This is a genomic window from Isoptericola sp. GX10416 (genome assembly GCF_056590155.1).
Genome location: NZ_JBWPVO010000001.1, coordinates 1 through 20,999, shown reverse-complemented (window position 1 = coordinate 20,999; position 20,999 = coordinate 1). Strand labels below are relative to the sequence as shown.

Annotated in this window: 19 protein-coding genes; 5 read left to right on the top strand and 14 right to left on the bottom strand. The window is 71.9% G+C overall.

Going from position 1 to position 20,999, the window contains the following annotated elements; all coding sequences use genetic code 11:
- Positions 1-17: 17 nt before the first annotated feature.
- The 12 genes from ACWAT2_RS00095 to ACWAT2_RS00040 form a co-directional block, all read right to left on the bottom strand.
- Positions 18-1,208 (bottom strand): AI-2E family transporter, encoded by a 1,191-nt coding sequence (locus tag ACWAT2_RS00095; RefSeq protein WP_402372038.1) that lies wholly within the window; start codon positions 1,206-1,208, stop codon positions 18-20.
- 48 nt (positions 1,209-1,256) lie between these two features.
- Positions 1,257-2,027: an SDR family NAD(P)-dependent oxidoreductase gene (locus tag ACWAT2_RS00090; protein WP_402372040.1), complete on the bottom strand. Its 771-nt coding sequence runs from the start codon at positions 2,025-2,027 to the stop codon at positions 1,257-1,259.
- Entirely contained in the window at positions 2,024-2,857 is an 834-nt protein-coding gene (locus ACWAT2_RS00085; protein ID WP_402372041.1) for an alpha/beta hydrolase family protein, read from the bottom strand. The genes ACWAT2_RS00090 and ACWAT2_RS00085 overlap by 4 nt, the downstream gene beginning before the upstream one ends.
- 92 nt (positions 2,858-2,949) lie before the next feature.
- Positions 2,950-5,730, bottom strand: coding sequence for an ATP-binding protein (locus ACWAT2_RS00080; RefSeq protein WP_402372042.1), 2,781 nt, complete (start codon positions 5,728-5,730; stop codon positions 2,950-2,952).
- Between the two features lie 90 nt (positions 5,731-5,820).
- Positions 5,821-7,230, bottom strand: a complete 1,410-nt coding sequence (locus tag ACWAT2_RS00075; protein ID WP_402372044.1) for an extracellular catalytic domain type 1 short-chain-length polyhydroxyalkanoate depolymerase — start codon at positions 7,228-7,230, stop codon at positions 5,821-5,823.
- Between the two features lie 100 nt (positions 7,231-7,330).
- Positions 7,331-10,114: an ATP-binding protein gene (locus ACWAT2_RS00070; RefSeq protein ID WP_402372046.1), complete on the bottom strand. Its 2,784-nt coding sequence runs from the start codon at positions 10,112-10,114 to the stop codon at positions 7,331-7,333.
- 207 nt (positions 10,115-10,321) lie between these two features.
- On the bottom strand, positions 10,322-10,771 hold the full coding sequence (locus ACWAT2_RS00065; protein WP_402372047.1) for a DUF4260 family protein: 450 nt from the start codon (positions 10,769-10,771) through the stop codon (positions 10,322-10,324).
- Positions 10,772-10,895: 124 nt separating this feature from the next.
- Entirely contained in the window at positions 10,896-12,275 is a 1,380-nt protein-coding gene (locus tag ACWAT2_RS00060) for a DUF2252 domain-containing protein (RefSeq protein WP_402372049.1), read from the bottom strand.
- Positions 12,272-13,600, bottom strand: coding sequence for a glutaminase (locus ACWAT2_RS00055; RefSeq protein ID WP_402372050.1), 1,329 nt, complete (start codon positions 13,598-13,600; stop codon positions 12,272-12,274). The genes ACWAT2_RS00060 and ACWAT2_RS00055 overlap by 4 nt, the downstream gene beginning before the upstream one ends.
- 87 nt (positions 13,601-13,687) lie before the next feature.
- On the bottom strand, positions 13,688-14,080 hold the full coding sequence (locus tag ACWAT2_RS00050) for a GNAT family N-acetyltransferase (protein WP_402372052.1): 393 nt from the start codon (positions 14,078-14,080) through the stop codon (positions 13,688-13,690).
- A gap of 117 nt (positions 14,081-14,197) precedes the next feature.
- Positions 14,198-14,890 (bottom strand): NADPH-dependent F420 reductase, encoded by a 693-nt coding sequence (locus ACWAT2_RS00045; RefSeq protein ID WP_402372054.1) that lies wholly within the window; start codon positions 14,888-14,890, stop codon positions 14,198-14,200.
- Positions 14,887-15,954 (bottom strand): LLM class flavin-dependent oxidoreductase, encoded by a 1,068-nt coding sequence (locus ACWAT2_RS00040; protein WP_402372055.1) that lies wholly within the window; start codon positions 15,952-15,954, stop codon positions 14,887-14,889. The genes ACWAT2_RS00045 and ACWAT2_RS00040 overlap by 4 nt, the downstream gene beginning before the upstream one ends.
- Positions 15,955-16,026: 72 nt before the next feature.
- Between ACWAT2_RS00040 and ACWAT2_RS00035 the strand changes: the two genes are divergently transcribed.
- The 3 genes from ACWAT2_RS00035 to ACWAT2_RS00025 all read left to right on the top strand — a co-directional run bounded on the left by ACWAT2_RS00035 (position 16,027) and on the right by ACWAT2_RS00025 (position 17,936).
- Complete coding sequence (locus tag ACWAT2_RS00035; protein ID WP_402372056.1) at positions 16,027-16,503, top strand: MarR family winged helix-turn-helix transcriptional regulator; 477 nt, start codon at positions 16,027-16,029, stop codon at positions 16,501-16,503.
- Between the two features lie 179 nt (positions 16,504-16,682).
- On the top strand, positions 16,683-17,441 hold the full coding sequence (locus ACWAT2_RS00030) for an SDR family NAD(P)-dependent oxidoreductase (protein WP_402372058.1): 759 nt from the start codon (positions 16,683-16,685) through the stop codon (positions 17,439-17,441).
- A 222-nt stretch (positions 17,442-17,663) separates the two neighbouring features.
- A complete protein-coding gene (locus tag ACWAT2_RS00025; RefSeq protein WP_402372059.1) occupies positions 17,664-17,936 on the top strand; it encodes an AAA family ATPase in 273 nt (90 codons plus the stop codon).
- 94 nt (positions 17,937-18,030) lie between these two features.
- Here the strand turns inward: ACWAT2_RS00025 and ACWAT2_RS00020 are convergent, their stop codons facing one another.
- Entirely contained in the window at positions 18,031-18,732 is a 702-nt protein-coding gene (locus tag ACWAT2_RS00020; protein WP_402372061.1) for a nuclear hormone receptor family protein, read from the bottom strand.
- A 670-nt stretch (positions 18,733-19,402) separates the two neighbouring features.
- Between ACWAT2_RS00020 and ACWAT2_RS00015 the strand changes: the two genes are divergently transcribed.
- Together ACWAT2_RS00015 and ACWAT2_RS00010 are read left to right on the top strand one after the other, a co-directional pair.
- Positions 19,403-19,591: a hypothetical protein gene (locus tag ACWAT2_RS00015; RefSeq protein ID WP_402372063.1), complete on the top strand. Its 189-nt coding sequence runs from the start codon at positions 19,403-19,405 to the stop codon at positions 19,589-19,591.
- Positions 19,588-19,917 carry a type II toxin-antitoxin system HicB family antitoxin gene (locus ACWAT2_RS00010; protein ID WP_402372065.1) on the top strand — a complete coding sequence of 110 codons (330 nt, stop codon included), beginning with the start codon at positions 19,588-19,590 and terminating at the stop codon, positions 19,915-19,917. The genes ACWAT2_RS00015 and ACWAT2_RS00010 overlap by 4 nt, the downstream gene beginning before the upstream one ends.
- 144 nt (positions 19,918-20,061) lie before the next feature.
- Here the strand turns inward: ACWAT2_RS00010 and ACWAT2_RS00005 are convergent, their stop codons facing one another.
- Complete coding sequence (locus ACWAT2_RS00005; protein ID WP_402372066.1) at positions 20,062-20,808, bottom strand: DUF4839 domain-containing protein; 747 nt, start codon at positions 20,806-20,808, stop codon at positions 20,062-20,064.
- Between the last annotated feature and the right edge of the window lie 191 nt (positions 20,809-20,999).

Here is a 20,999-nt window from a genome sequence, read left to right as displayed (position 1 = left end):
CTCGGGACGAGCGGCCGTCAGGCGGGCTGCGGCGGTTGCCGGGGCCCCTGATCCTCGGCGACGTCGTCCTGCGCGGGGTCAGCCGGCACGGTCTGCTCGGCCGTCCCCGGCGGGTCCGGTCCGGACACGCCCCCGGGGGCGGGCGGGAGCAGGATGGGCGGACTGCCGCGCAAGGTGGAGAAGACGGTCCAGACGACCGCGACGAGCGGGACCGCGACGACGGCGCCGAGGATCCCGGCGAGCACCGTGCCGGAGAGCACCGCCACCGCCACGACCACCGGGTGCAGCGACACCTGCTTGCCCATGATGAGCGGCTGCAGCACGTGTCCCTCGAGCTGGCCGATGGCCGCGATGCCCAGCGTGACGATCAGCGCCGTGACGAACCCCTGCGCGGCGAGCGCCACGACGGCGGCGATGATCATGGCCAGCGGCGCGCCGATGATGGGGATGAACGCGCCGATCAGCACGAGGACCGCCAGCGGGGCGGCGAGCGGCACCCCGAGGATCTGCAGCAGGACGAAGGCGAGCACACCGTCGATGAACGCGATGATGACGGTCCCACGTGCGAAGCCCGAGAAGGTGTACCACCCGGCTCCCGCCGCCTCCTGCCACCGGCGACGCTGCCGGGCGGGCACCTGGCCGAGGAACCACCGCCACATGGTGCCGCCCGAGTAGACGAAGAACACGGTGCAGAAGATCGCCAGGGCGAAGACCATGAAGCCCTCCACCACCGAACCGGCACGCTCCGCCGCCTGGCCGGCCAGGTTCTGGGCGTTGTCGCCGAGCCACTCCTGCCCGGCGTCGATCCACTCGTTGAGCTGCTCGCCCGTGATCGACAGACCGAACGGCAGGTTCTGCAAGGAGTCGAGGATCTGTTGCACACCGGTGTCGAACTCACCGGCGAGACGCGTCCACTGCCCCGCCACCGAGGCCACGACGTAGGCCATCAGACCGCCGAGCACGACGACTCCGCTCAGGAGCGCCAGCGCGGTCGCCAGCGCCCGGGGCATGACCCGGGCGTAGAGGTCCGCCAACGGTCGGAACACGGACGTCAGCACCAGCGCCAGGAAGACCGCGACGAAGACGACACGGACCTGCGCCGTCGCGAACACCACCAGCGCGACGGCCACCACGACGGCCACGAGCCGCCATGACCAGCCGCCCGCCGTGCGCAGCCACTGCGGGACGTCCTCCGTGGGCTGTCTCACGACCGCTCCCTCCGCCTCGGGTGCTGCCAGTGTGCTGCCCCGGGCCGCTCAGTGCACGGAGAACCCGCCGTCGACGTGGATCGACTGGCCCGTCACGTACGACGAGGCCGCGCTGGCCAGGAACACGGCCGGGCCGGCGAAGTCGTCCGGCACCCCGTTCCGGCCGACCAGGGTGCGGTCCGCGAGCGCCGCGACGCGTCCGGGTTCCCGCTGGAGGCGCCGGTTGAGCGGTGTGAGGACGAATCCGGGCACGAGGGTGTTCGCTGTGACCCCCCACGGCGACCACGCCTCCGCCTGGGAGCGCGCGAGCGACTCCAGGCCGCCCTTGGATACGCCGTAGGCGCCGCTGGCGACGAACGCGCGGTGTGCCTGCTGGGAGCTCACGTGGATCAGGCGCCCGTAGCCACGCTCGGCCATGCCCGGCCCGAACCGCTGACCGAGCCAGAAGGGAGCCTCGAGGTTCACCGTCATCGTCGCGTCCCAGACGGCCTCGTCGATCTCCTGCATGGGCGGACGCAGGTTCACCCCCGCGCTGGACACCACGACGTCGGGCTCGCCGAACGGCTCGACCACGCCGTCGGCGACGGCGCGAATCCCCTCGCGAGTGGACAGGTCGCCCGGGACGGCTGCGGCCCGGCACCCCGAGCCGGTGAGCTCTGCGACGGTGTCGTCCAGGGCGGCACGTCCGCGGGCCACGACGACGACGGCGGCGCCCGCCCCCGCGAGAGCCGTGGCGATCGCCCGGCCGATGCCGGAGGAGCCGCCCGTCACGACGACGGTACGGCCGTCCAGCGCGAAGAGGCCCCCGGGACCGGTCATCCGCGCAGCTCGCGCGCGAAGAAGGAAGCGGACGCCGCCACCACGTCGGCCTTCGCCTGCGGGTCGTCCTGGTCGGGGCGGACGAATCCGTAGTGGCCCGCCGTCGGGGCGCCCACGGTGCCGCCGTCGGCTCCGGGGATCAGCTCGGTGTAGCGCAGGCCGTTGCCTGCCGGTGGGGCGATCTCGTCGGCGGCCGTCCAACGCACCGCCACGGGGACGTCGACCGCCGCCAAGCTCTCAGCGGTGATCAGCGGCCCGACCGATGGGCAGAGCAGGAAGCCGGCACGCACGCGCGGGTCGCGATGGTCGGCCGCGGCGAGACCGACCCACGTCTCGGCGTCGGACTCGCCGTAGCGGGCCGCCAGGTCCTCGGCGACCCCGGGGTACTCCGGTGTGGGCGGCGACTCGATCTGGCCGGTCACCAGCGCCCGGTAGGCGTTGGCCGACACCCGCGCGCCGCACACCGCCGCGGCGGTGTAACCCCCGAACGAGAAGCCGCACGCGCCGACGGGGCCCCGTGCCTCGACGTGGTCGAGCACGAAGGAGAGGTCGCGGGGACGCTCCCACCACCAGGCGAATCCCTCGGCGAGGTACCGGTCTCGGTGGTTGTTGCCGTGGTGGTCCACCGCGGCGACGTCGAACCCGGCACCCTGCAGCCCGGCGACCCACCACGCGAGGTCCTCGGCCGCCCCGCCCGTGCCGTGGGACAGCAGCACCAGAGGGGCCTCCGGCATCGCGGAACGCCACACGTGCACCCGCACGGGGCGCTCGGCGTCCACGTCGAACGCACGGCGGGACGAATCGGACAGGTGCAGCGTCTGCGGTGTCACGGGGCCGATCCTGCCACGGACGCCGGGGCGTCCACGAGACCCGTCCACCCTCGTCCCAGGTCCCCTCGGCCTGATGCCCACGCTGCGGATGATCACCTCGACCCTGCCGCCTCGCCGTGCAGCAAGCCCAGTCGCACGTCCTTGAGCTGTCGACGAGAGGTGACGCCGAGCTTGCGGAAGATGTTCCGCAGGTGGGCCTCGATGGTGCGAGGGCTGAGGAACAGCTGTGCGCCGGCTTCTCGGGAGGTGGCGCCCGTGGCCACCAGTCGCGCGACGTGCAGCTCTTGCGCGGTGAGGGCGTCGGTGGGCCGGGGGTTGCGCTTGCGGGCATGCTCGCCGGTAGCGCGCAGCTCGCGGGCGGCGCGCTCTGCGAACGCTTCCGCACCCATGTCCGCCAGCAGCTCATGGGCGGTGCGCAGCTGTTCGCGGGCGTCCAGGCGGCGGCCCTCGCGGCGCAGCCACTCGCCGTAGACGAGGTGGGTGCGGGCGAGATGGCCGGTCATCGTGCTGCGGCCGAGCTGTCCGATGCTCTCGAGATAGTGCTCCTCGGCGCCGGGACCCGACGTGATCAGACCCCGTGAACGGGCGGCGAGCCCCAGCGCCCACGGGGTGCCGCTGGCTCGTGCTCTCGAGCCGAGCTCGTCCGCTGCCTCCAGGGCCTGCTCCGGCCCGCCGGCACGGCATGCCGCCTCGATGAGTTCCGGCAGCGCCAGGTTGCTCGGATTCAGGGCGTCCGACTCGCACGCGCGCGCCGCAGCCTCCTGCGCGGCGGTGTAGTCGCCCAGACCGTTGTGCAGCACCGCCAACGCGTACTGCGCGAGGGACACCTCGGTGCCGCGCTCACGTTCGGCAGCGTCCTGGGTGACGGTCGTGTAGATCTCTACGGTCTCGTCCGGACGGCCGCGCCAGGCAGCGAGGACGAGCTGCGCGTCAGGCAGCGGAACGGCCCCGGTCGCGGCGGCGATCGCTGACTGCTCGGCGGCCAGCTCACCGGCGCGCTCGAGCTCGCCGCTGACCGTCATCGCGACGGACTGGAACAGGAGCGCGGCGGGGAGGGTGACGAGCGCACCGGCGTCGCGAGCGAGTCGTACGTGGCGCGTGGCCAACGCATGAAGGCTCGTGTCGTCGAAGAGCACGCTCGCGGTGCGGCTGGCGTGCGACAACCAGCGGCGATCGTCGTCACCCCGGGCGCGGCCCGCGCGGAACTCGTCGGCGCGGAACGCTTCCAGTGCGCGGCGCAGTACGGGCACACCCGCCGCGTAGCCCTGGGTGAAGATCGTCACCATCCCGTCGAGCAACAGGTCGGAGGGCCCCGGCGGCCCGGGTGCGGGCGGCGCTGCCCGGGCTGCGTGGGCGACCTCACGCACCCCGTAGCCAGGGCTCCCACCCGTGATGATCGCGGCATCGAGAGCGTGCAGATAGGTCTCACGGGCCAGCGCGACGTCATGCGGCGTGAGCATCCGAGCCGCGTCCAGCAGCATCCGAGCCGCGTCGCCGTGACGTGTCACGTGGAACTCGATCCGCGCTCGCAGCAGTGCGAGGCGGGCTCGCTGGAACGCGTCCAGCGGCTCGACATCGACCAGCGCCAGCAGCTCTCGAGCGTCCTGGGACGCTCCGGCCTCGTGCAGCGTCGAGGCGGCCTTCAGTGCGCGTGCCGTACGACGCGCTGACGACGGGGTCAGCTCGAAGGCGTGCTGCAGGAACGAGGCCGCGGCGGCCATACCCCCGCGGGAGCGGGCCCGGTCGGCTGTGCGCTCCAGCTGGGCGGCGACGTCCTCGTCGGCGCCCAGCGCCGCCTGCGCGCGGTGCCACGCGTACCGGTCCGGGTCGGCCTGCGGATCCGTGGCGGCAGCAAGTGCCGCGTGTGCGCGACGACGGTCCGGTGGTGTGGCCGTGTGGTAGACCGCCGACCGCACCAGCGGGTGCCGGAACCGCACCCGGAGACCGATCTCCAGCAGGCCGACCTCTTCCGCGGGCGCGGCCGCGGAAGACGGGATCCCCAGCTCGGCGGCCGCGCGCCACAACATCGCTGCGTCGCCGGTCGGCTCGGCCGCGGCGACCAGCAGCAGCTGCTGCGTCTCGGTCGGCAGGTCCCGCGAGCGTTGCCGGAAGCCCTCCTCGATGCGGCGGGGAACACTCATGGCGTCCGGCAGCCCGAATCCACCGGCCAGTTGCGCCAGCGGCGCGCTCCGAGGGAGCTCCAGCAGCGCCAACGGGTTGCCGCGCGCCTCGGCGACGATCCGGTCGCGCACCCTGGCATCGAGCGGAGTACGGACGGCTGCGGTCAACAGCTCCTGCGCGTCGGCCTCACCGAGCCCGTGGAGGCGGAGCTCGGGCAACCCGGCGAGCGGGTGGGTCTCACTCCTGGTGTGCTCTCGCACCGCGAAGATGAGTGCGACGCGTTCAGCCACCAGGCGCCGAGCCACGAACGCCAGAACCTGCGCGGATGCCCGGTCCAGCCACTGCGCATCGTCGACGAGGGTCACCAACGGCCTGTCCTCGGCTACCTCGGCCAGCAGGTTGAGGGTCGCCAGCCCGACCAGGAACTTGTCCGGCGTCGCGCCACCGTGCAGCCCGAACGCTACGCCCAGAGCGACCTGCTGCGGATCGGGCAAGGCCCCCGCACGATCCAGCAACGGCGCGCACAGCTGGTGCAGGCCGGCGAACGCGAACTGCGTCTCGGACTCCGCACCGGCCTGGAACTCGACCTGGAACCCTGCCGAGGCCGCGGTGTGCCGAGCGTGCTCGAGCACCGCGGTCTTCCCGATGCCTGCCTCACCACGCACCACCAGCGCACCGCTCCGCCCGGCCCGCACCTCGGCCAGCACGTTCTCGACGGCCTCGCGCTCGGCACGTCTGCCCAGGAGGTCCACCAGGTTCGCCTCCACCCTCCGGGTACGCGCCGGTCAAAGTGATTATCACCGATGCGCATCGCGGCCGCCAGGATGCCAGCAGCAGCCCGGTCAGGGGGCGTCGTGGAGCTGAGCGAACCGCCAGGCGATGTCGGTGGCGTCGGGGCCGGCGGTGTCCGTGAAGATGCCGGTGGCGCCGGGGGTGGACCAGGCGTGGGCGAGCTCGTCGGCGTACACGTGCTCGATCAGCACCTGACCGTCCGGGTCACGGTAGGCGGTCCGCTCGTACGCGTAGCGGTCCCCGGCGGCCGGGTGGACGACGGTGTCGGCGACGAGCTCCGGTCTGCCGTCCAGCGCGTCGTCGACGACCAGGTCGACGACCGTGCGCCAGTGCTCCACCAGCCGCTCACCGACGACGGTCGGCACGACGTCGTCGCTTCCGCCCTGCACGATCAGCAGCGGCACGGCGCGGGCCCGCTCGCCCATCTGCGCCCATGCCTGCCGTCCGGTGACCGACGGCGGAGTGGCGTCCGGGTCGTCCGGGTCGACCTGGTTCAGCCCGTACTCGCCGCCGGCCACCGAGGTGACGGTGGCGAACACGTCCGGGTAGGTGACACCGAGGATCACGGCGGTGCCCGCGCCGGAGGAGGCGCCGGAGACGTGGACGCGCCCGGGATCGGCGCCGTAGCGTTCGACGACGTCGCGGGCCACACCGGCCAGCAGCGCCGCCTCACCGCTGCCCCGGACCTGGTTGCGCGGGTCGTCGGAGTTCCAGCAGTTGATGCTGTTGGCGAACATGCGCTGGGTCGGGTAGACGACGATGAAGCCCTCCCGGTCGGCGAGCGTGTCGAACTGGGTGGATCCCTTCATCGAGTTCCACCCGTACCCGGTCATCCCGCACCCATGGACGGCCATCATCACGGGCAGCGCGGTGCCGCCGTCGTGCTGCGGCGGCAGGTGCACCTGGTAGGGCTGGCGGGTGCCGTCGGCCGCCACGTGCACGTGGTTGTGGTCGTCCTCGCCGTTCCACCACGGCAGGCCGAGCTGGAACACCAGGGTGAGCACCGTCACGGTCGCCGCCAGGACCCCGACGACGCCGCCGACCACCCACGGCCACCGACGTCGGCGCCGGCGGACGGCGGGCTGCTCGGGCCCGCCGTCGGGCGCAGAGTCGGGTGGGCCCGGGTGAGCGACCGGGGTCGCCGGGCTCATGCGTCCCGACGGCGCAGCAGCAGCCCGGCGAACGCGAGCAGCACCGCCACCCAGCCGACCAGGACGAGAGCGGAGCAACGCGCCGACGCGGTGCAGCGGGTGACGAAGGCGCGCGTACGGCGTGCCGTCCACGGTCACCCGGCCGCCCGAGGGGTGGTCGAGCCCCCCGATCATCCGCATCGTCGTCGACTTGCCGGCGCTGTTCGGGCCGAGGAACCCGGTGACGGCACCGGGACGGACGGCGAAGTCGACGCCGTCGACCGCCGTGGTGGCGCCGTGGCGTTTGGTCAGGGACTCCGCCACGATCACGAGCGGTCCCGGTCGCTGTTGTGCATGGCAGCATGCGACACCGTGTTCCCGCCACAGAGTCAAGGAGCCTCGTGACGGCGCGGTCACGGCGGCGCCGCGGTCACGCCAGGTGGAGGTCGCGCAGCTCGCGGCGCGAGGTGATGGCCAGCTTGCGGAAGATGGCCCGCAGGTGCGCCTCGACGGTCCGTGGGCTGAGGAAGAGGTGCGCGGCCACCTCGCGAGAAGTAGCGCCGGTGGCCACCAGGCGAGCCACGTGCAGCTCCTGGGCGGTGAGGTCGTCGGCGGCCTTCTCCGTGCGCCTGCGCGGATGCTCGCCGGTGGCGCCCAGCTCGCGGGCGGCGCGGGCGGCGAACGCGTCAGCTCCCATGCGTGTCAGCATCTCGTGCGCGGTGCGCAGCTGCTCGCGCGCGTCCTGGCGCCGTCCTTCGCGGCGCAGCCACTCGCCGTAGACCAGGTGAGCGCGGGCCAGGTGGGTGGCCATCCGGCTGCGTGCTAGCTGGTCGACCGACTCTCGGTAGTGCTCCTCGGCGTCCGACCCGGTGCTCAGCAACGCCAGCGACCGTGCGTGCAGACCCAGCCCCCACGCGGTGCCGCTCGCCTGAGCCCGCTCCCTGAGCTGTTCCAGCGCCGCGCCCGCCTGTGCCGGCTCGCCGGCACGGACGCCGGCCTCCACGAGCTCAGGCAGCGCGATGCTGGCGAAGGTCAGCTCCCCGCGCTCCACCGGCGCTCTCGCGGCGGCGAGAGCCTCGCCGTAGTTCCCCAGCCCGTTGTGCAGCGCTGCCATGGCGACGTCGGCCAGCCCGAGCGTCGCGCCCTCCCCCCTCCGCGTCGCCTCGGCCACCATCGTGGCGTGCAGCGCGGTCGTCTCTGCCTGGCGCCCCTGCCAGGCGGCGAGGATGAGCCGGGCGTTGGGCAGCGGCGGAGCGCCGGTCGCACCCCGGATCGCGCTCTCCTCGGCGATGAGCTCGTCCGCACGCCCCAGGTCGCCCGTGAGCACCAGCACCGAGGACAGGGCGTTGAGAGCCGCCGGAAGTCGCGAGAGCGCCCCGGCCTCGCGGGCGAGGCGCGCGTCGAGCTCGGCGAGCACGTACACGGTGTCGTCGTCCCACAGCGTGGCCGCGACCTGGCAGGCCAGCCACAGCCGGCGGCGGCTGCCCTCGTCCAGGCCGACGCCGCCGGCCAGCCCTTCGCCGCCGTCCGGCCCTTGGGGATCGATGCCACCGCGCAACGTGTCGAGCGCCCGGCGCAACGTGGGCACGCTCGCGGCGTACCCGTGGGTGAACATGGTGGTCAGCCCGTCCAGCAGGAGGTCGACCGGCCGAGCGGGCGACGACGTCGGGGGCGCCGCACGGGCGGCGCGCGCGACCGCCGCCATCGTCCCGTCGCCCCCGAGGCGCCCGGAGTGGAACGACGCCTCGAGCGCCTGCAGGTAGGTGTCGCGGGCAAGCTGCGGGTCGAGCGGGGCCAGGGTCCTGGCAGCGTCCAGCAGCATCCCCGCGCCGTCGCTGCCGCGCGTGGTGTGGAAGGCGATCTGGGCGCGGAGCAGCTTGAGGCGCCCGCGGCCGAGGGCGTCGAGCGGGCCGGCCGCGGCGACGGCGAGCAGCCCGGTGGCGGCCTGGGACTCGGCGGCCTCGTGCTTGGCCTGCGCGGCGTCCAGCGCCCGGGCAGCGCGGACGGCCGGCTCGGGCGTCAGCGCGGCCGCCTGCTCCAGCAGGGCTGCCGCAGCGGCCACCCCGCCCCGGGCGTGCGCCCGCCCCGCGGATCGCACCAGCTCTGCCGCGACGTCCTCGTCGGTGCCATGGACCGCCTGCGCCCGGTGCCAGGCGCGACGGTCGGGGTCGACGTCGGGGTCGGTCGCCTCGGCCAGTGCCTGGTGGGCCCGACGGCGGTCGTCGCCCGTGGCGGCCTGGTAGACCGCGGAGCGCACCAACGGGTGGCGGAAGCGCACCCGGGTGTCGATCTCCACGAGACCGGCGTCCTGCGCGGGGTTCGCCGCCTCGCGAGCGATCCCGAGCCGGGAGGCGGCGTGCCACAAGAGGGTCGTCTGCCCGGTCGGCTCCGCCGCCGCGACCAGGAGCAGGAGCTGGGTCTGCGTGGGCAGGCCGTGCGCACGTCGTCGGAAGGTCTCCTCGATCCGGCGCGGGACGTCGAGGGCGTCGGGTCGCTCGAACCCGCCCGCGAACCACGCGGAGTGCCCGTTGCCGGGCGGCTCCAGCAGGGCCAGGGGGTTCCCGCGCGCCTCCGCGATGATCCGCTCGCGCACGCGCTCGTCGAGCGGCGACGGGACACCGGAGGCCAGCAGCGTGCGGGCCTCGGGTTCCGCCAGCCCGCCCAGCCGTAGCTCTGACAGCCCGACCATCGGGCTCGGCATCCCACCGCCGTCGTCACGGACCGCGAACACCAGCGCGAGCCGTTCGGCGCCCACCCGGCGGGCGACGAACTCGAGCACCTGGGCAGACGCCTCGTCCAACCACTGCACGTCGTCCACCAGGCACAGCAAGGGCTGCTCCTCGGCGACCTCCGCCAGCAGGTTGAGCACAGCCAGCCCCACCAGGAACCGGTCCGGCGCCGGGCCGGTCGCCTGCCCGAACGCCACCCCCAACGCCTCGCGCTGGGGGTCGGGCAGCACGCGCACACGCTCCAGCGCGGTCGCGCACAGCTGGTGCAGGCCGGCGAACGCGAATTGCACCTCCGACTCGGCGGCGGTCGCCCGGTCCACCCTGAACCCGGATGCCACGGCCGCGTCACCAGCGTGCTCCAGCAGCGCCGTCTTGCCGATGCCGGCCTCGCCACGCACCACGAGAGCCCCGCTGCGGCCCGCACGCGCGTCCGCGAGCAACTGCTCGACGACCGCCGCCTCGGTGCGCCGTCCCAGGAACCTCACCAGCTCCGCCTCCGTCCGCTCGGTCCGCCGTCGCCGCAGACCGGATTCGAGCCAGCCCCCCCCTGGAGGTCATTGTCGCCGATCCGAGGCACGGCGACCAGAGGGGTCACCTGACGGGCGCAGCGACCAGAACACGGCGGTCCGACGGCACCAGGTGGTCGCCGTCGGTTCGAAACCGACCCTGCCGGCCGGCCGCACGACGTCGCGTCACCGGACGTTCGTGCCGGCGTCCTTGCCGATCCAGCCCAGGTGGGTGTGCGTGAACGTGTCAGCCAGCTTCAGGCCGTACCCGAGCGCCCGGTCGAGGCCCACGTGGAAAGCCCAGGCGAGTGCGACTAGAGCCAGCCACCGAGACAGCGTCGGAGCACCGGCACCGGCCGCAAGCCCCGCGACGGCCAGGCCCAGCGGCCAGACATAGGTGTGGACGGCGTTGTAGGTCGCGGCGCCGGCGGCCGGCGACCGCAGGTATCCGACCATCGACAGGTCGAACACCAGGAAGACAGCCAGGGGGAACCACCACAGCCCCGGCTCGATCGCGAGCGTCCCGGCGACCGCCAGCACGACCACCAGACCGTTCTCGATCCGCTCGATCGTCGCCGGCCGCAGGCCGCCGCGCGCAGCGCCGTCGGTGGTGGTGCTCAGGTCCGTGTCACTCATGGAGCCATCGTCGCCGACCGCACGTGCCCTCGCGTCGGTGATCTTTACGTACGCGAACGGAGCGGGCTGGGTCTCCGGGTCCCGATCGGGTGACCCGGCCAACCGGCCCGCTCACCAGGCCCGCTCACCAGGCCCGCTCGGCGGCGCGCACCACTCCCCTGCCCACGGCGGCCACCAGCTCGGCGTGATCGGCGTCCGTCTGCTCGGCATAGGCCCGCCCGAAGCCGAGGATCCCGTCGGCGAAGGCCGGCCCTCGTCCCATGTACGCCGCGATCGCGGCCGGGTCACCGCTGCGCGCGTGGGACTTGGCCAGGGCGTGCCCGCAGGCGAAAGCGAACTGCGGCAGGTAGCCGGAGACCTGGTCCCCGCGCGGGATGATCTTCATGTCGCGGAACTGCCGCACGTAGTAGTCGAAGCCGTCGACGCGCATGTGGCCGAGGAAGATGTCGCTGGCGGACTGCATCAGACGTTGGCCCACCACCACACGCTCGCCGTGGTTCGAGAACTCGCTCGGACCGAGGAACTCCTCGTACACCGACGCCGTGGCCTGCTTCGCCTGCGAGAACAGCGGCTGGCGCCCGCTGTCGCCCTCCAGCAGGTGCAGCCAGACGCGCATCCCGACGCTCCCCACGCCGACGACCTGACGCACGGAGTCGACCCGGGTGTAGCGGCCGACCAGACGGCGCAGGTGGGCCGGGATGGACGCCAGGTACGTGTCGTAGACCTGCTCGTACGCGACGACCCGCTGCTCGCGGGTCAGGCCGTCGTCCACGCGCTTCATGGGGTCCAGGATGATCCGCCGCCGTCCGCCCTCCTCGGTGACGAGCTGCTTGACCGCACCATGGTGGGTCCGCTTCCGCGACTGCTTCTCGATGATCCGGACGGCGGCCTCGGCGTGCTGCGAAGACAGCCGCTTCAGTGGCACGTCAGGCGGGATCCGGTCGTACCAGACGTCCAGCTCCCCCATGCGCGCATACCGGCGCATCGCCGTGCGGTACCCCGCCACGGCGGCGGCCGCCGAGCTCTCGTCGCACCCCGCAACGAGCCGTTCCGTACGTGCAAGGACGTGCACGCTCGTCACGAGGCGTTTCAGGTCCCACTCGAACGGCCCCGGGAGGGTCTCGTCGAAGTCGCGCGCGTCGAAAAGCAGCTGCCGTTCCGGCGACGCCCAGAAGCCGAAGTTGAGGACGTGCGCGTCACCGCACATCTGGACCGTGAGACCCGAGTGGGGCGCGGTCGCGAGGTCGGCGGCCATCACGGCCGCGGCGCCGCGCAGGTAGGCCCACGGCGACGACGCCATCCGCGCATACCTCAGTGGCAGGAGCTGTGGGTCACGGACCCCTTCCTGCGCACGCAGCCGGTCGACGGGTCGCTGGTCCCGCACCCGCGGGTCCCAGTCGGCCGCCCGACGGCGCGGCGCCCGCTGGCGTGCGGCGCGACCGTCCCGCGCTGTCGCGCCGACCTTGTCCGTAGAACGCTCCCGGGGCTGCGCCTCGACGGTCATGCGTCGGCCTCGTGCCTCGCGGGCGGAGCACCGTGCTCGTCCACGTCGTCCCGCGAGACGGGGACCTCGCCGATCTCGTCCACGACCGTGACCCGACCGCCCTCGCCGGGGTCGGGGTCCGGGACGATCACCTCCGGATCGACCAGGTACACGTCCCGACCGTCCAGGGTGAGCCGGCGCACGAGCTCGAGGAGCATCCGGCGCGAGACGTCGTCGAGGGAGTAGACCGCGGAGACGTCGACGACGACCCTCGGCTCGGCCGGCGGGTGCTCCATGACCTCCCGGACGAACCGCTCCGCCCCGGCGAACCGGATCCCGCCCTGCAGCCGCAGGACGCGGACAGCGTCGCCCGCGGTGCCGCGGACGCGGTTGGACCGCACGACCGCGCGCGCGGCGGGCGGCACCTCCATCACGTGCAGCCCCATGTCGGATGAGAACCGCCCGAACAACGACACCCCTCGGACGCTGTTGCCGTGCGTGTCCAACCGGGGCGAGAAGGTCGCGATGCCGAGCTGGCCCGGGAGAGCGCCGATGAGCCCGCCGGCGACGCCGCTCTTGGCGGGGATGCCGACCTGCGTCGCCCAGTCCCCCGCGGCGTCGTACATCCCGCAGGTAGCCATGACGCTGAGCACCTGCCGGACCACTCGATCGCCGACCACGCGCTCCCCCGAGAGCGGGTTGACCCCCCGGTTGGCGAGCGTGGCAGCCATCATGGCCAGGTCCCGCGCCGTCACGAGGACCGAGCACTGCCGCAGGTACCCGACCACCACGTCCCGCGGGTCCTCGGTGAGGATCTCGTGGCTGCGCAGCATGTGCGCGATCGCCAGGTTGCGGTGCGCGTGCTCCATCTCCGAGGCGCACGCCGCCTCGTCGACCCGCAGCCGTCGGCCCGCGAAGGCCGAGAGACCGTCGATCACGCGCTCCACGCGTGCGGCGGGGGCCGACCCTTCCGGGCCGGCGAGCGCGTGCGCCGCGATGGCGCCGGCGTTGATCATCGGGTTGAGCGGACGTCCGGTCGCGTCCAGGGAGATCTCGTTGAACGCCTCACCGGACGGTTCGACCCCGACCTTGGCGAGGACGGCGTCGAACCCACGGTCGAAGAGTGCCAGCGCGTAGGCGAAGGGCTTCGAGATCGACTGGATCGTGAACTCCACGTCGACGTCGCCCGCACCGTAGACCTCTCCGTCAATGGTGGCGAAGACGGCGCCGAGCCGATCGGGATCCGCCGCCGCGAGCTCGGGGATGTAGCTTGCGGTCTGGCCCGAGTCGTCCGCTGCCACGCCGGACAGCGCCCCTTCCAGGTAGTCGGGGATCATCGACTGCATGTGCTCACCTCCGTGGGTGCCCGGTCCCGCGCAGCGTCCGACGTCACGCTATGCCGCGGCACGGCGTCCTGCAGGGCAGGTGGGCGGTCACGGCCGGTGCCGGACGGCGAGGGTCACCGCGGACAGGTCCGCGCGCGTCGGCGTGCGGAACGCGCCGCCCGCGGCGACGAACTCGTCGCCGTGCCGGGCCAGGTGGCGGCCGAACAGCGGGCACACTGGCACGATCGTGAGGCCGTGACGGATGCTGTCCGCGAGCGCCTCCGCCAGCAGGATCTTGGCCAGTCCTCGTCCGGCGAAGTCCTGGTCGACCTCGGTGTGGAAGATGATGCGCTCACGGTCCGAGTCGGGTGGGTCGATGAACTCCACCCTGCCGGCGACGGGTCCGTCGTCGACCGTGATCGTGTAGGCGCTGACGGGGTCGGCGAGCTCGACCCCGACGGTGACCCCCGCACCCGTCGTGTCCGTCAGTGCTTCAGTCATGCGACAACCTCTCCTCGGTGTTCTGACCGTGGTGTGCCCGGCACGGTCCTGGTGCCGTACCGTCCGCGCATCATCTCGGGACGCCAGCCCAGTGGACACCGTGTGGTCGGAACACGGTCAACCGGGCCACGCGGCCTCCCGATCGCGCGGCTCGTCGGCCGGCACGGGGGTCGCCGGACTGCTGGTGAGGGCGCGCAGGTTCTCGACGTCGACGTTCGCGCCGAACGCAGGGGTCCCGGGCTCGAGCCGAACTCCCGCCGCGAGCTCGCCGATGGCGAGCGCGTCGAAGCCGAGGGCGTCGACGAGCTCCGACACGACGGCGAGGTCCGTCGGCGCGTCTCCGGCCACGGCGATCGCCTTGCGCCCCGGACCTGCGGGACGCGCCTCGCCCTCCAGGTCGTGGTAGCCCATGTGGTTGAACGCCTTGACCACCCGTGCGCCCGACAGGAACTGCTGGACGGCCTCGCTGGAGGAGGTGTCCGGCGGCAGGACCGCCTCCCGCGGCCCGTCGATCTCCCACCAGTGGTTCATCGCGTCGACGACCAGCTTGCCGTCCAGCTCCGCGACGGGGAGGTCACGGTGCCTGCTGAGCGGCAGGGCCAGCACCACCAGGTCGACGGCGTCCGCTACCTCGGCGGACCACGCCGCGGTAGCACCGGGGGTGAGGACCTCCGTGGTCAGGGCGATCTTCTCTGGGTCGCCGGAGCCGGAGATCAGGACCCGGAAGCCGGCGGCCACGGCCAACCGGGCCAGGACGGTACCCACCTTCCCGGCGCCCAGGATCCCGATCGTCGTCGTAGGCGCGCTCATCGTGCCGCTCCTGCCGCGACCGGCGTCTCGGCCAGGAGCTCGCGGACGCGCGGGATGACCTGCGTGCCGTAGAGCTCGACCGAGCGCAGCCGCGCGGTGGCGGAGACGGTACCGGCGGCGGAGTAGATCAGGTCGAACCGGCCGGCATCCAGTGCTCGGACCGCGTGGGCGATCTTGGCCGCGACCGTCTCGACCGAACCGACGTACAGCGATCCGCCGGCCACCTCGGCGTCGAACTCGGACCTTCGCAGCGGCGGCCAGCCGCGCAGCGCGCCGATCCGGTCGCGGATCTCCCGGTAGCCGGGGTAGAACAGCTCCTTGGCCTCCTCGTCCGTCGCGGCGACGAAGCCGGGCGAGTGCATCCCGACCGGCTGCGGGTTCGTGCCGAGCTTCTCGTGGGCTCGCCGGTACAGGTCCACGTAGGGCGCGAACCGGTCAGGGGCGCCACCGATGATCGCCAGCATGAGTCGGAAACCGTAGTGGGCCGTGCGGAGCACCGACTGCGGCGTCCCGCCGACGCCCACCCACGTCTGGAGCCGGCCCGAATCGGTCTTCGGGAAGACGTCGGCGTCGTGCAGCGGCGCACGGGTCGTTCCCTGCCAGGTGACCGGCTGCTCGTCCAGGAGCTGGTGGAAGAGGTTGACCTTCTCCTCGAACAGGATGTCGTAGTCCTTGAGGTCGTACCCGAACAACGGGAAGGACTCGGTGAACGAACCTCGGCCCAGGATCACCTCGGCGCGACCGTGGGAGAGTGCATCAACGGTGGCGAACCGCTGGAACACGCGCACCGGGTCGTCCGAGGACAGCACCGTCACCCCCGAGGCGAGCCGGATGCGCTTCGTCGCCGTCGCGATACCGGCCAGCACGGTCTCCGGGCTCGAGATCGCGTACTCGGGCCGGTGATGCTCCCCGAGCGCGACCACGTCGATCCCGACCTGGTCGGCCAGGACCGCCTCGGCCACCGCCGCGCGGATCGCCTCGCCGTGCGAGACGATCTCACCCCGGTCGTCACGCGGCCGGTCCCCAAAGCTGTCGATGCCGAACTCGATCTGCGAGACGTCCATGGTCTTCCACTCCTTCGCGGTGAGGTTGCGCCGGGCGCATATGATTCACGTGTCAACAACCGAGGAGGGTCCGTGATTAGTCCACGACGGCGACAGGTCCCCACGCACGACGAGCTCGCGGTCTGGCGGGCGCACGTCGAGACCTTCGAGATCGTGCGTGCTCGCATCGAGGCCCGGCTCCACGAGGACTCCCAGCTCTCGGGCGGGGACTACCGGGTGCTCCTCGCGCTGAGCGAGGCGGAGGGTCGCGCGATGCGGTCCTCCGAGCTCGCCGCGCACATCGAGTGGGAACGCAGCCGCCTGTCCGGGCACCTCGGCCGCATGGAACGACGGGGCCTGGTGCGTCGCGAACCCTGCGCGGAGGACGCCCGAGGGTCATGGGTCGTGCTCACCGACGAGGGCGAGCTCGCCTTCCACGCCAGCACGATGCCCCACCTGCGCGCGATCAAGGAGGAGTTCGTCGACGCGCTCTCACCGGAGCAGCTCGGCCACCTGGGCGACGCCGCGGCAACGATGCGCCACCACCTGGGGCTCGACGCCCGGCCCTGACCCGCCCTGATGGAGAAGTTCGCTCGCAGCCCTTGACACGGTCCTTACCACAGGGTCTGTGCTTGGTAGATCACCCACCACCACGGGAGATCGGGTGGTCGTCCGCCAGGAGCAGAGCTTCGTCGGGCGACTCACCGGGGTCCGCTCGTCCCGTTCGAGATGAAGAACGAGGTCCCACCATGGCATTGCCCCGTCAGCGTGTTGCCATCGTCACCGGCGCCGGGAGCGAGCACGGCATCGGCTTCGCTGCGGCCCGTCTTCTCAGCGCCGCAGGAATGCGTGTGGTCGTCACCTCGACGACCGGCCGCATCTTCGACCGCGTCGACGAGCTGCGAGCCTCAGGCGGCGAGGCGGAGGGAGTGGTCGCCGATCTCAGGGACCAGAGCGGCGTCGACGCCGTCGTCGGACACGCGAAGACCACCTACGGCAACGTCGACGTACTCGTCAACAACGCTGGGATGACGTCGATCTCCGACCGGGATCCAGCCGGCGCGGTCGCTCGCTGGCACGCATCGCTGGAGCGCAACCTGACCACGACGTTCTTGATGATCCGCGCGGTGGTCGCAGAGATGCAGTCCGCCGGTTACGGCCGGATCGTCAACGTCTCGTCGGTGTCGGGACCGGTTGCCGCCTACCCGGGCGACGTCGCGTACCACGCGGCCAAAGCAGGAATCGTCGGGCTCACTCGAGCGGTGGCGATCGAGACCGCTTCGCGCGGTGTCGTGGTCAATGCCGTCGCGCCGGGGTGGATCGACACGGCGTCAGCGTCGAGCCGCGAGTCCGCCATGGGCGCGGCGACGCCCGTCGGGCGCTCCGGCACTGCCGACGAGGTCGCGCACGCGATCGCCTTCCTCGCCGCGGACGGCGCGTCCTACATCAGCGGTCAGCTGATCACCGTCGACGGGGCCAACTCGGTCAGTGAAGAGCGCGGGATCTGAGCGCCGCGCCGACCAGCGACCGAGGCGAGACACATCCACCGAGGCGGATTGCCCGGACTCGGCAGCGACGGGGAGCGCAGGAGCCCCACGGGGACACCGCCATCGGTGAGCCTGCCGATGCGCATCCGGGTCGAGGCGGGTGCGGCTCAGCAACCGCTGTGCACTGCGACCTCCAGGTCGAGTCCAGGGCCCGGCAGTGGAGGATCTGGCGTAACTTCCCTGGTGAACTTGTCGAACGAGATGGTGCCATGCCGGATCCTCGACCTCGACGACCTCGACACCCGAGACGCCGTCACACGCGACCCGGCCACCATGATCGATGGGGACCAGGTCGTCCTGATCGACGAGTACCAGCACGCCCCGGTCGTGCTCGACGCCATCACGGCGAAGCTCAACGCCTCAGGGCACCCCGGACTGTTCCCCCTGACCGGCTCCGCGCGCCACGAAGCGCTCCCGCGGGCCGCCCAGGCCCTCACCGGCCGGCTAACGACCTGATCGTCTGCACTGGGACGGCAACGCCGTCATGCACTGGCCCGTTCGCAGGTGGCACCGCAGTCACAGAGTGTGAGCAGTCGGGTCTGCCTCCTCGTCAGGGCTGCAGGGCGGTCATCAGATCAGCCGCGCGGTGCGGCGCCGTGCTGAAGACGACGAGATGGGTCGCGGCACCGGTGGCGAGCACGGGGCGCAGCTGGGTGAGGTCAGCGTCGGCGGCCGACACCGTCGTGCCGCTCGCAGCAGGAAGCGCGCTCACATCGATCAGCTCGGCGGCGCCCAGGCCGCGCCAGATCGAACCCAGTCCCACCCGCGGGGACAGCGCGTCGGCGACCGTGATGTCCTCCGGCTCGGAGCCAGGCTCCAGGCGACGCAGAACCCCGGGCAGCCCGGACTCCAGTCCCCAGGTGACGTACTCGGTGAGAAACTCCACCGCCTCTGCACCAGCCTGCCGCACCGCTGATGTCGCCAGCAGCCGGCGCGCGCCGGACACCGCCTCCGCCTCGGCAAGCGCTTCGGGCACCTCGTCGACGAGCTGCCGTACTGCCTCTTGGTCTTCTGCCTCGATGGGCGCGAGCGTCACGGCACGGGACACGGCGCGCAGCGCCGAGGCGTCGTTCGCGCCGAGGGGGAGCACGCGCCACCCGATCTCACCCTCGAGGTTCGCGGCAACAAGGTTCCCCTTCAGCGCGTCGAGTGCGTGTTCCGCGTCGAGGCGCACCTCGCTGCGGCGCGCGTCGACCTGCGAGTAGCTGATGACCCAGTACCGAGCGGTCGCGATGACCTTCCGAATATCCACGGGGAAACTCTCCCACCTCGTCCAGCGCTGTCGCGCGTACGAATGAGCGTGCCGACGCCGATATCGGTCGTCGAGTTGTCGAGCTCTGGGCGATGAGCAGAGTGCAGGACAAAGGGTGCCGGCACCAGCTCGCCCGACGCCGGCGCCACCGCAGGACCCGACGCTACTCCGCACCCTCGTGGAGCACGTTCTCAGGGCGGGAGGCAGCCCGCTCAGCGGCACCGCCGGGTGCCATCACCGAACGACGGGAGGCCGACGCCAACAACTGAACCGAGCACCGCCCAACCGGGCCACAACGTCCCCTGAACGACAGAAGGCCCCCCAGTTGTGGACCCGGGAGGCCTTCGTCGTCGCTGTCTCAACGAGTGTCCGGAGGGGGACTTGAAACCCGCGCGGGTGTACGCGGGACCAGCGGCGATGGCCGCTGAACAGCGCAAACCCAGTCATCGATGGCCCTCACCGGGCTCTGAGTGGCCCTCACGCGTTCCCGACGGGAACGCCGAACCGCTCACGATGGCTGCGCCGGTGTTCGGACCACGGCACATTGTCGGGCCCGTCGACAGGCTGGTACCACTATTGGTACCGTCATCTCGGTGACGAAGCACGACAAGCGACTGGCCCAGATGCGGAACAGTCCGACCAACGTCAGCTTCGACGACCTCGCCAGCGTGTGCGAGCACTACTTCGGCGAGCCGCGGCAGCGCGGCTCGTCCCACCACGTCTACAAGACACCCTGGCCGGGCGACCCCGGGTCAACATCCAGAACAGCAAGGGCCAGGCCAAGGCGTACCAGGTCCGACAGGTCCTCGAGGCGATCAACAAGCTCGAAGACATGAACTCCACAGAGGAGGAACAGTGAGCGTCGCAGAGCACTACACCTACCGCGTCACATGGTCACCCGAGGACCAGGAGTACGTCGGCACCGTGCTCGAGCTGCCCTCGCTCTCCTGGCTCGAGCCAGAATCGGGCTCGGCCTTCTCCGGCATCCAGCAGCTGGCGCGCGACGTCGTCGCCGACCTTGAAGAGTCGGGCGAGCCCGCCCCCCAGCCGCTGACCGAGCGCAACTACTCCGGCGAGTTCCGCGTGCGGATCCCACCGCGGACCCACCGCCGCCTGGTCGAGCAGGCAGCCGAGGAGCGCATCTCGCTCAACCGTCTCGTCTCCGACCGTCTCGCCTCAGCCTGAGACACGACAGAGCCCCGGCCCCGAGGCCCCACCTCGGGACCAAGGCTTCGCGCTGTCTCGGATCGAGCTCGCGCACGGCGGCATCCCTACCGGCCATGCAGCAGTCCCTCCCTTCGGTGGTCACGGCGACGGTTGTTGTGTCCGTTACCGAACCTCGGTGGAGACCGGGTCGAGGTAGACGAGGCAGTTCCAGTTGTCACGACTCGGGTTGATCTCGCCGACGACCTCTGCGGTGACAGCAAGTTTGTCGTCGACGCCGATCGTGTCCGGCACGTCACCGGTGAGGTGGAGGTCGAACATGCTGACGTCACGGAACTGGAACGACGGCCCGAAGCTGGTCTGAGATCCGTCGTCGCCTGGGAGCACCAAGATGTCGTACCGGGTGTCGTAGTCCTCATGGTTGGCCATCGCGCCGATGCTGCCGTCGAATTGGATCGTCGTCCACTCGCGCTCTTCGGCCCAGGCTGCGAGCGAGTCACTGCAGTTGTCGGGTTCTGCGAGTATCGCCGCGAACGCCTCGTCGTTCTCCGGGGTCAGAGTCTCGCGGGTCGACGGCTCCGCAAGCTCGGTCGCGGCCTCGCCTGAAGGTCCGTCCCCGACCCCTGGTGTCGATTCGCTCGCCGCAGGCGTGGACGGGCCCGCCGCAGGCTTCTCGTCTCCGCTTTCCAGCGCGGCGCCAACCCCGATTGCCGCGACGACTAGCACGGCGGCCGCAGCGATGCCACCCACGAGCAGAACGTTGATCGGTTTTTTCGGTCGCTGGAAGTGAAGCGTGACCTTCAGCCGGCCCTCGTCCTCGCCGACGAGCTCCCAGCCATCCTTCGCCATTCGCGAGACGACGACGCTCTTGGTCCCGCGGACCGTCGACATGGACTTGCTGTCGTACTTCACCTCGTCAGGCAAGGCCACCATTCCCCCGATCGGGCCCCGAGTTTGACCCGGGCGCGACAGTACCAGCGTGGCGGTTCCGTTGAGTCCCGCAGAGTGGTGTCCGGCAGTCGCCGGTGTCATGTCTCAGGACATCGTGGTCAGATGTGTCTCAGGACATCGTTGACATGGGCATGTCTCAGGACTTCGTGGAC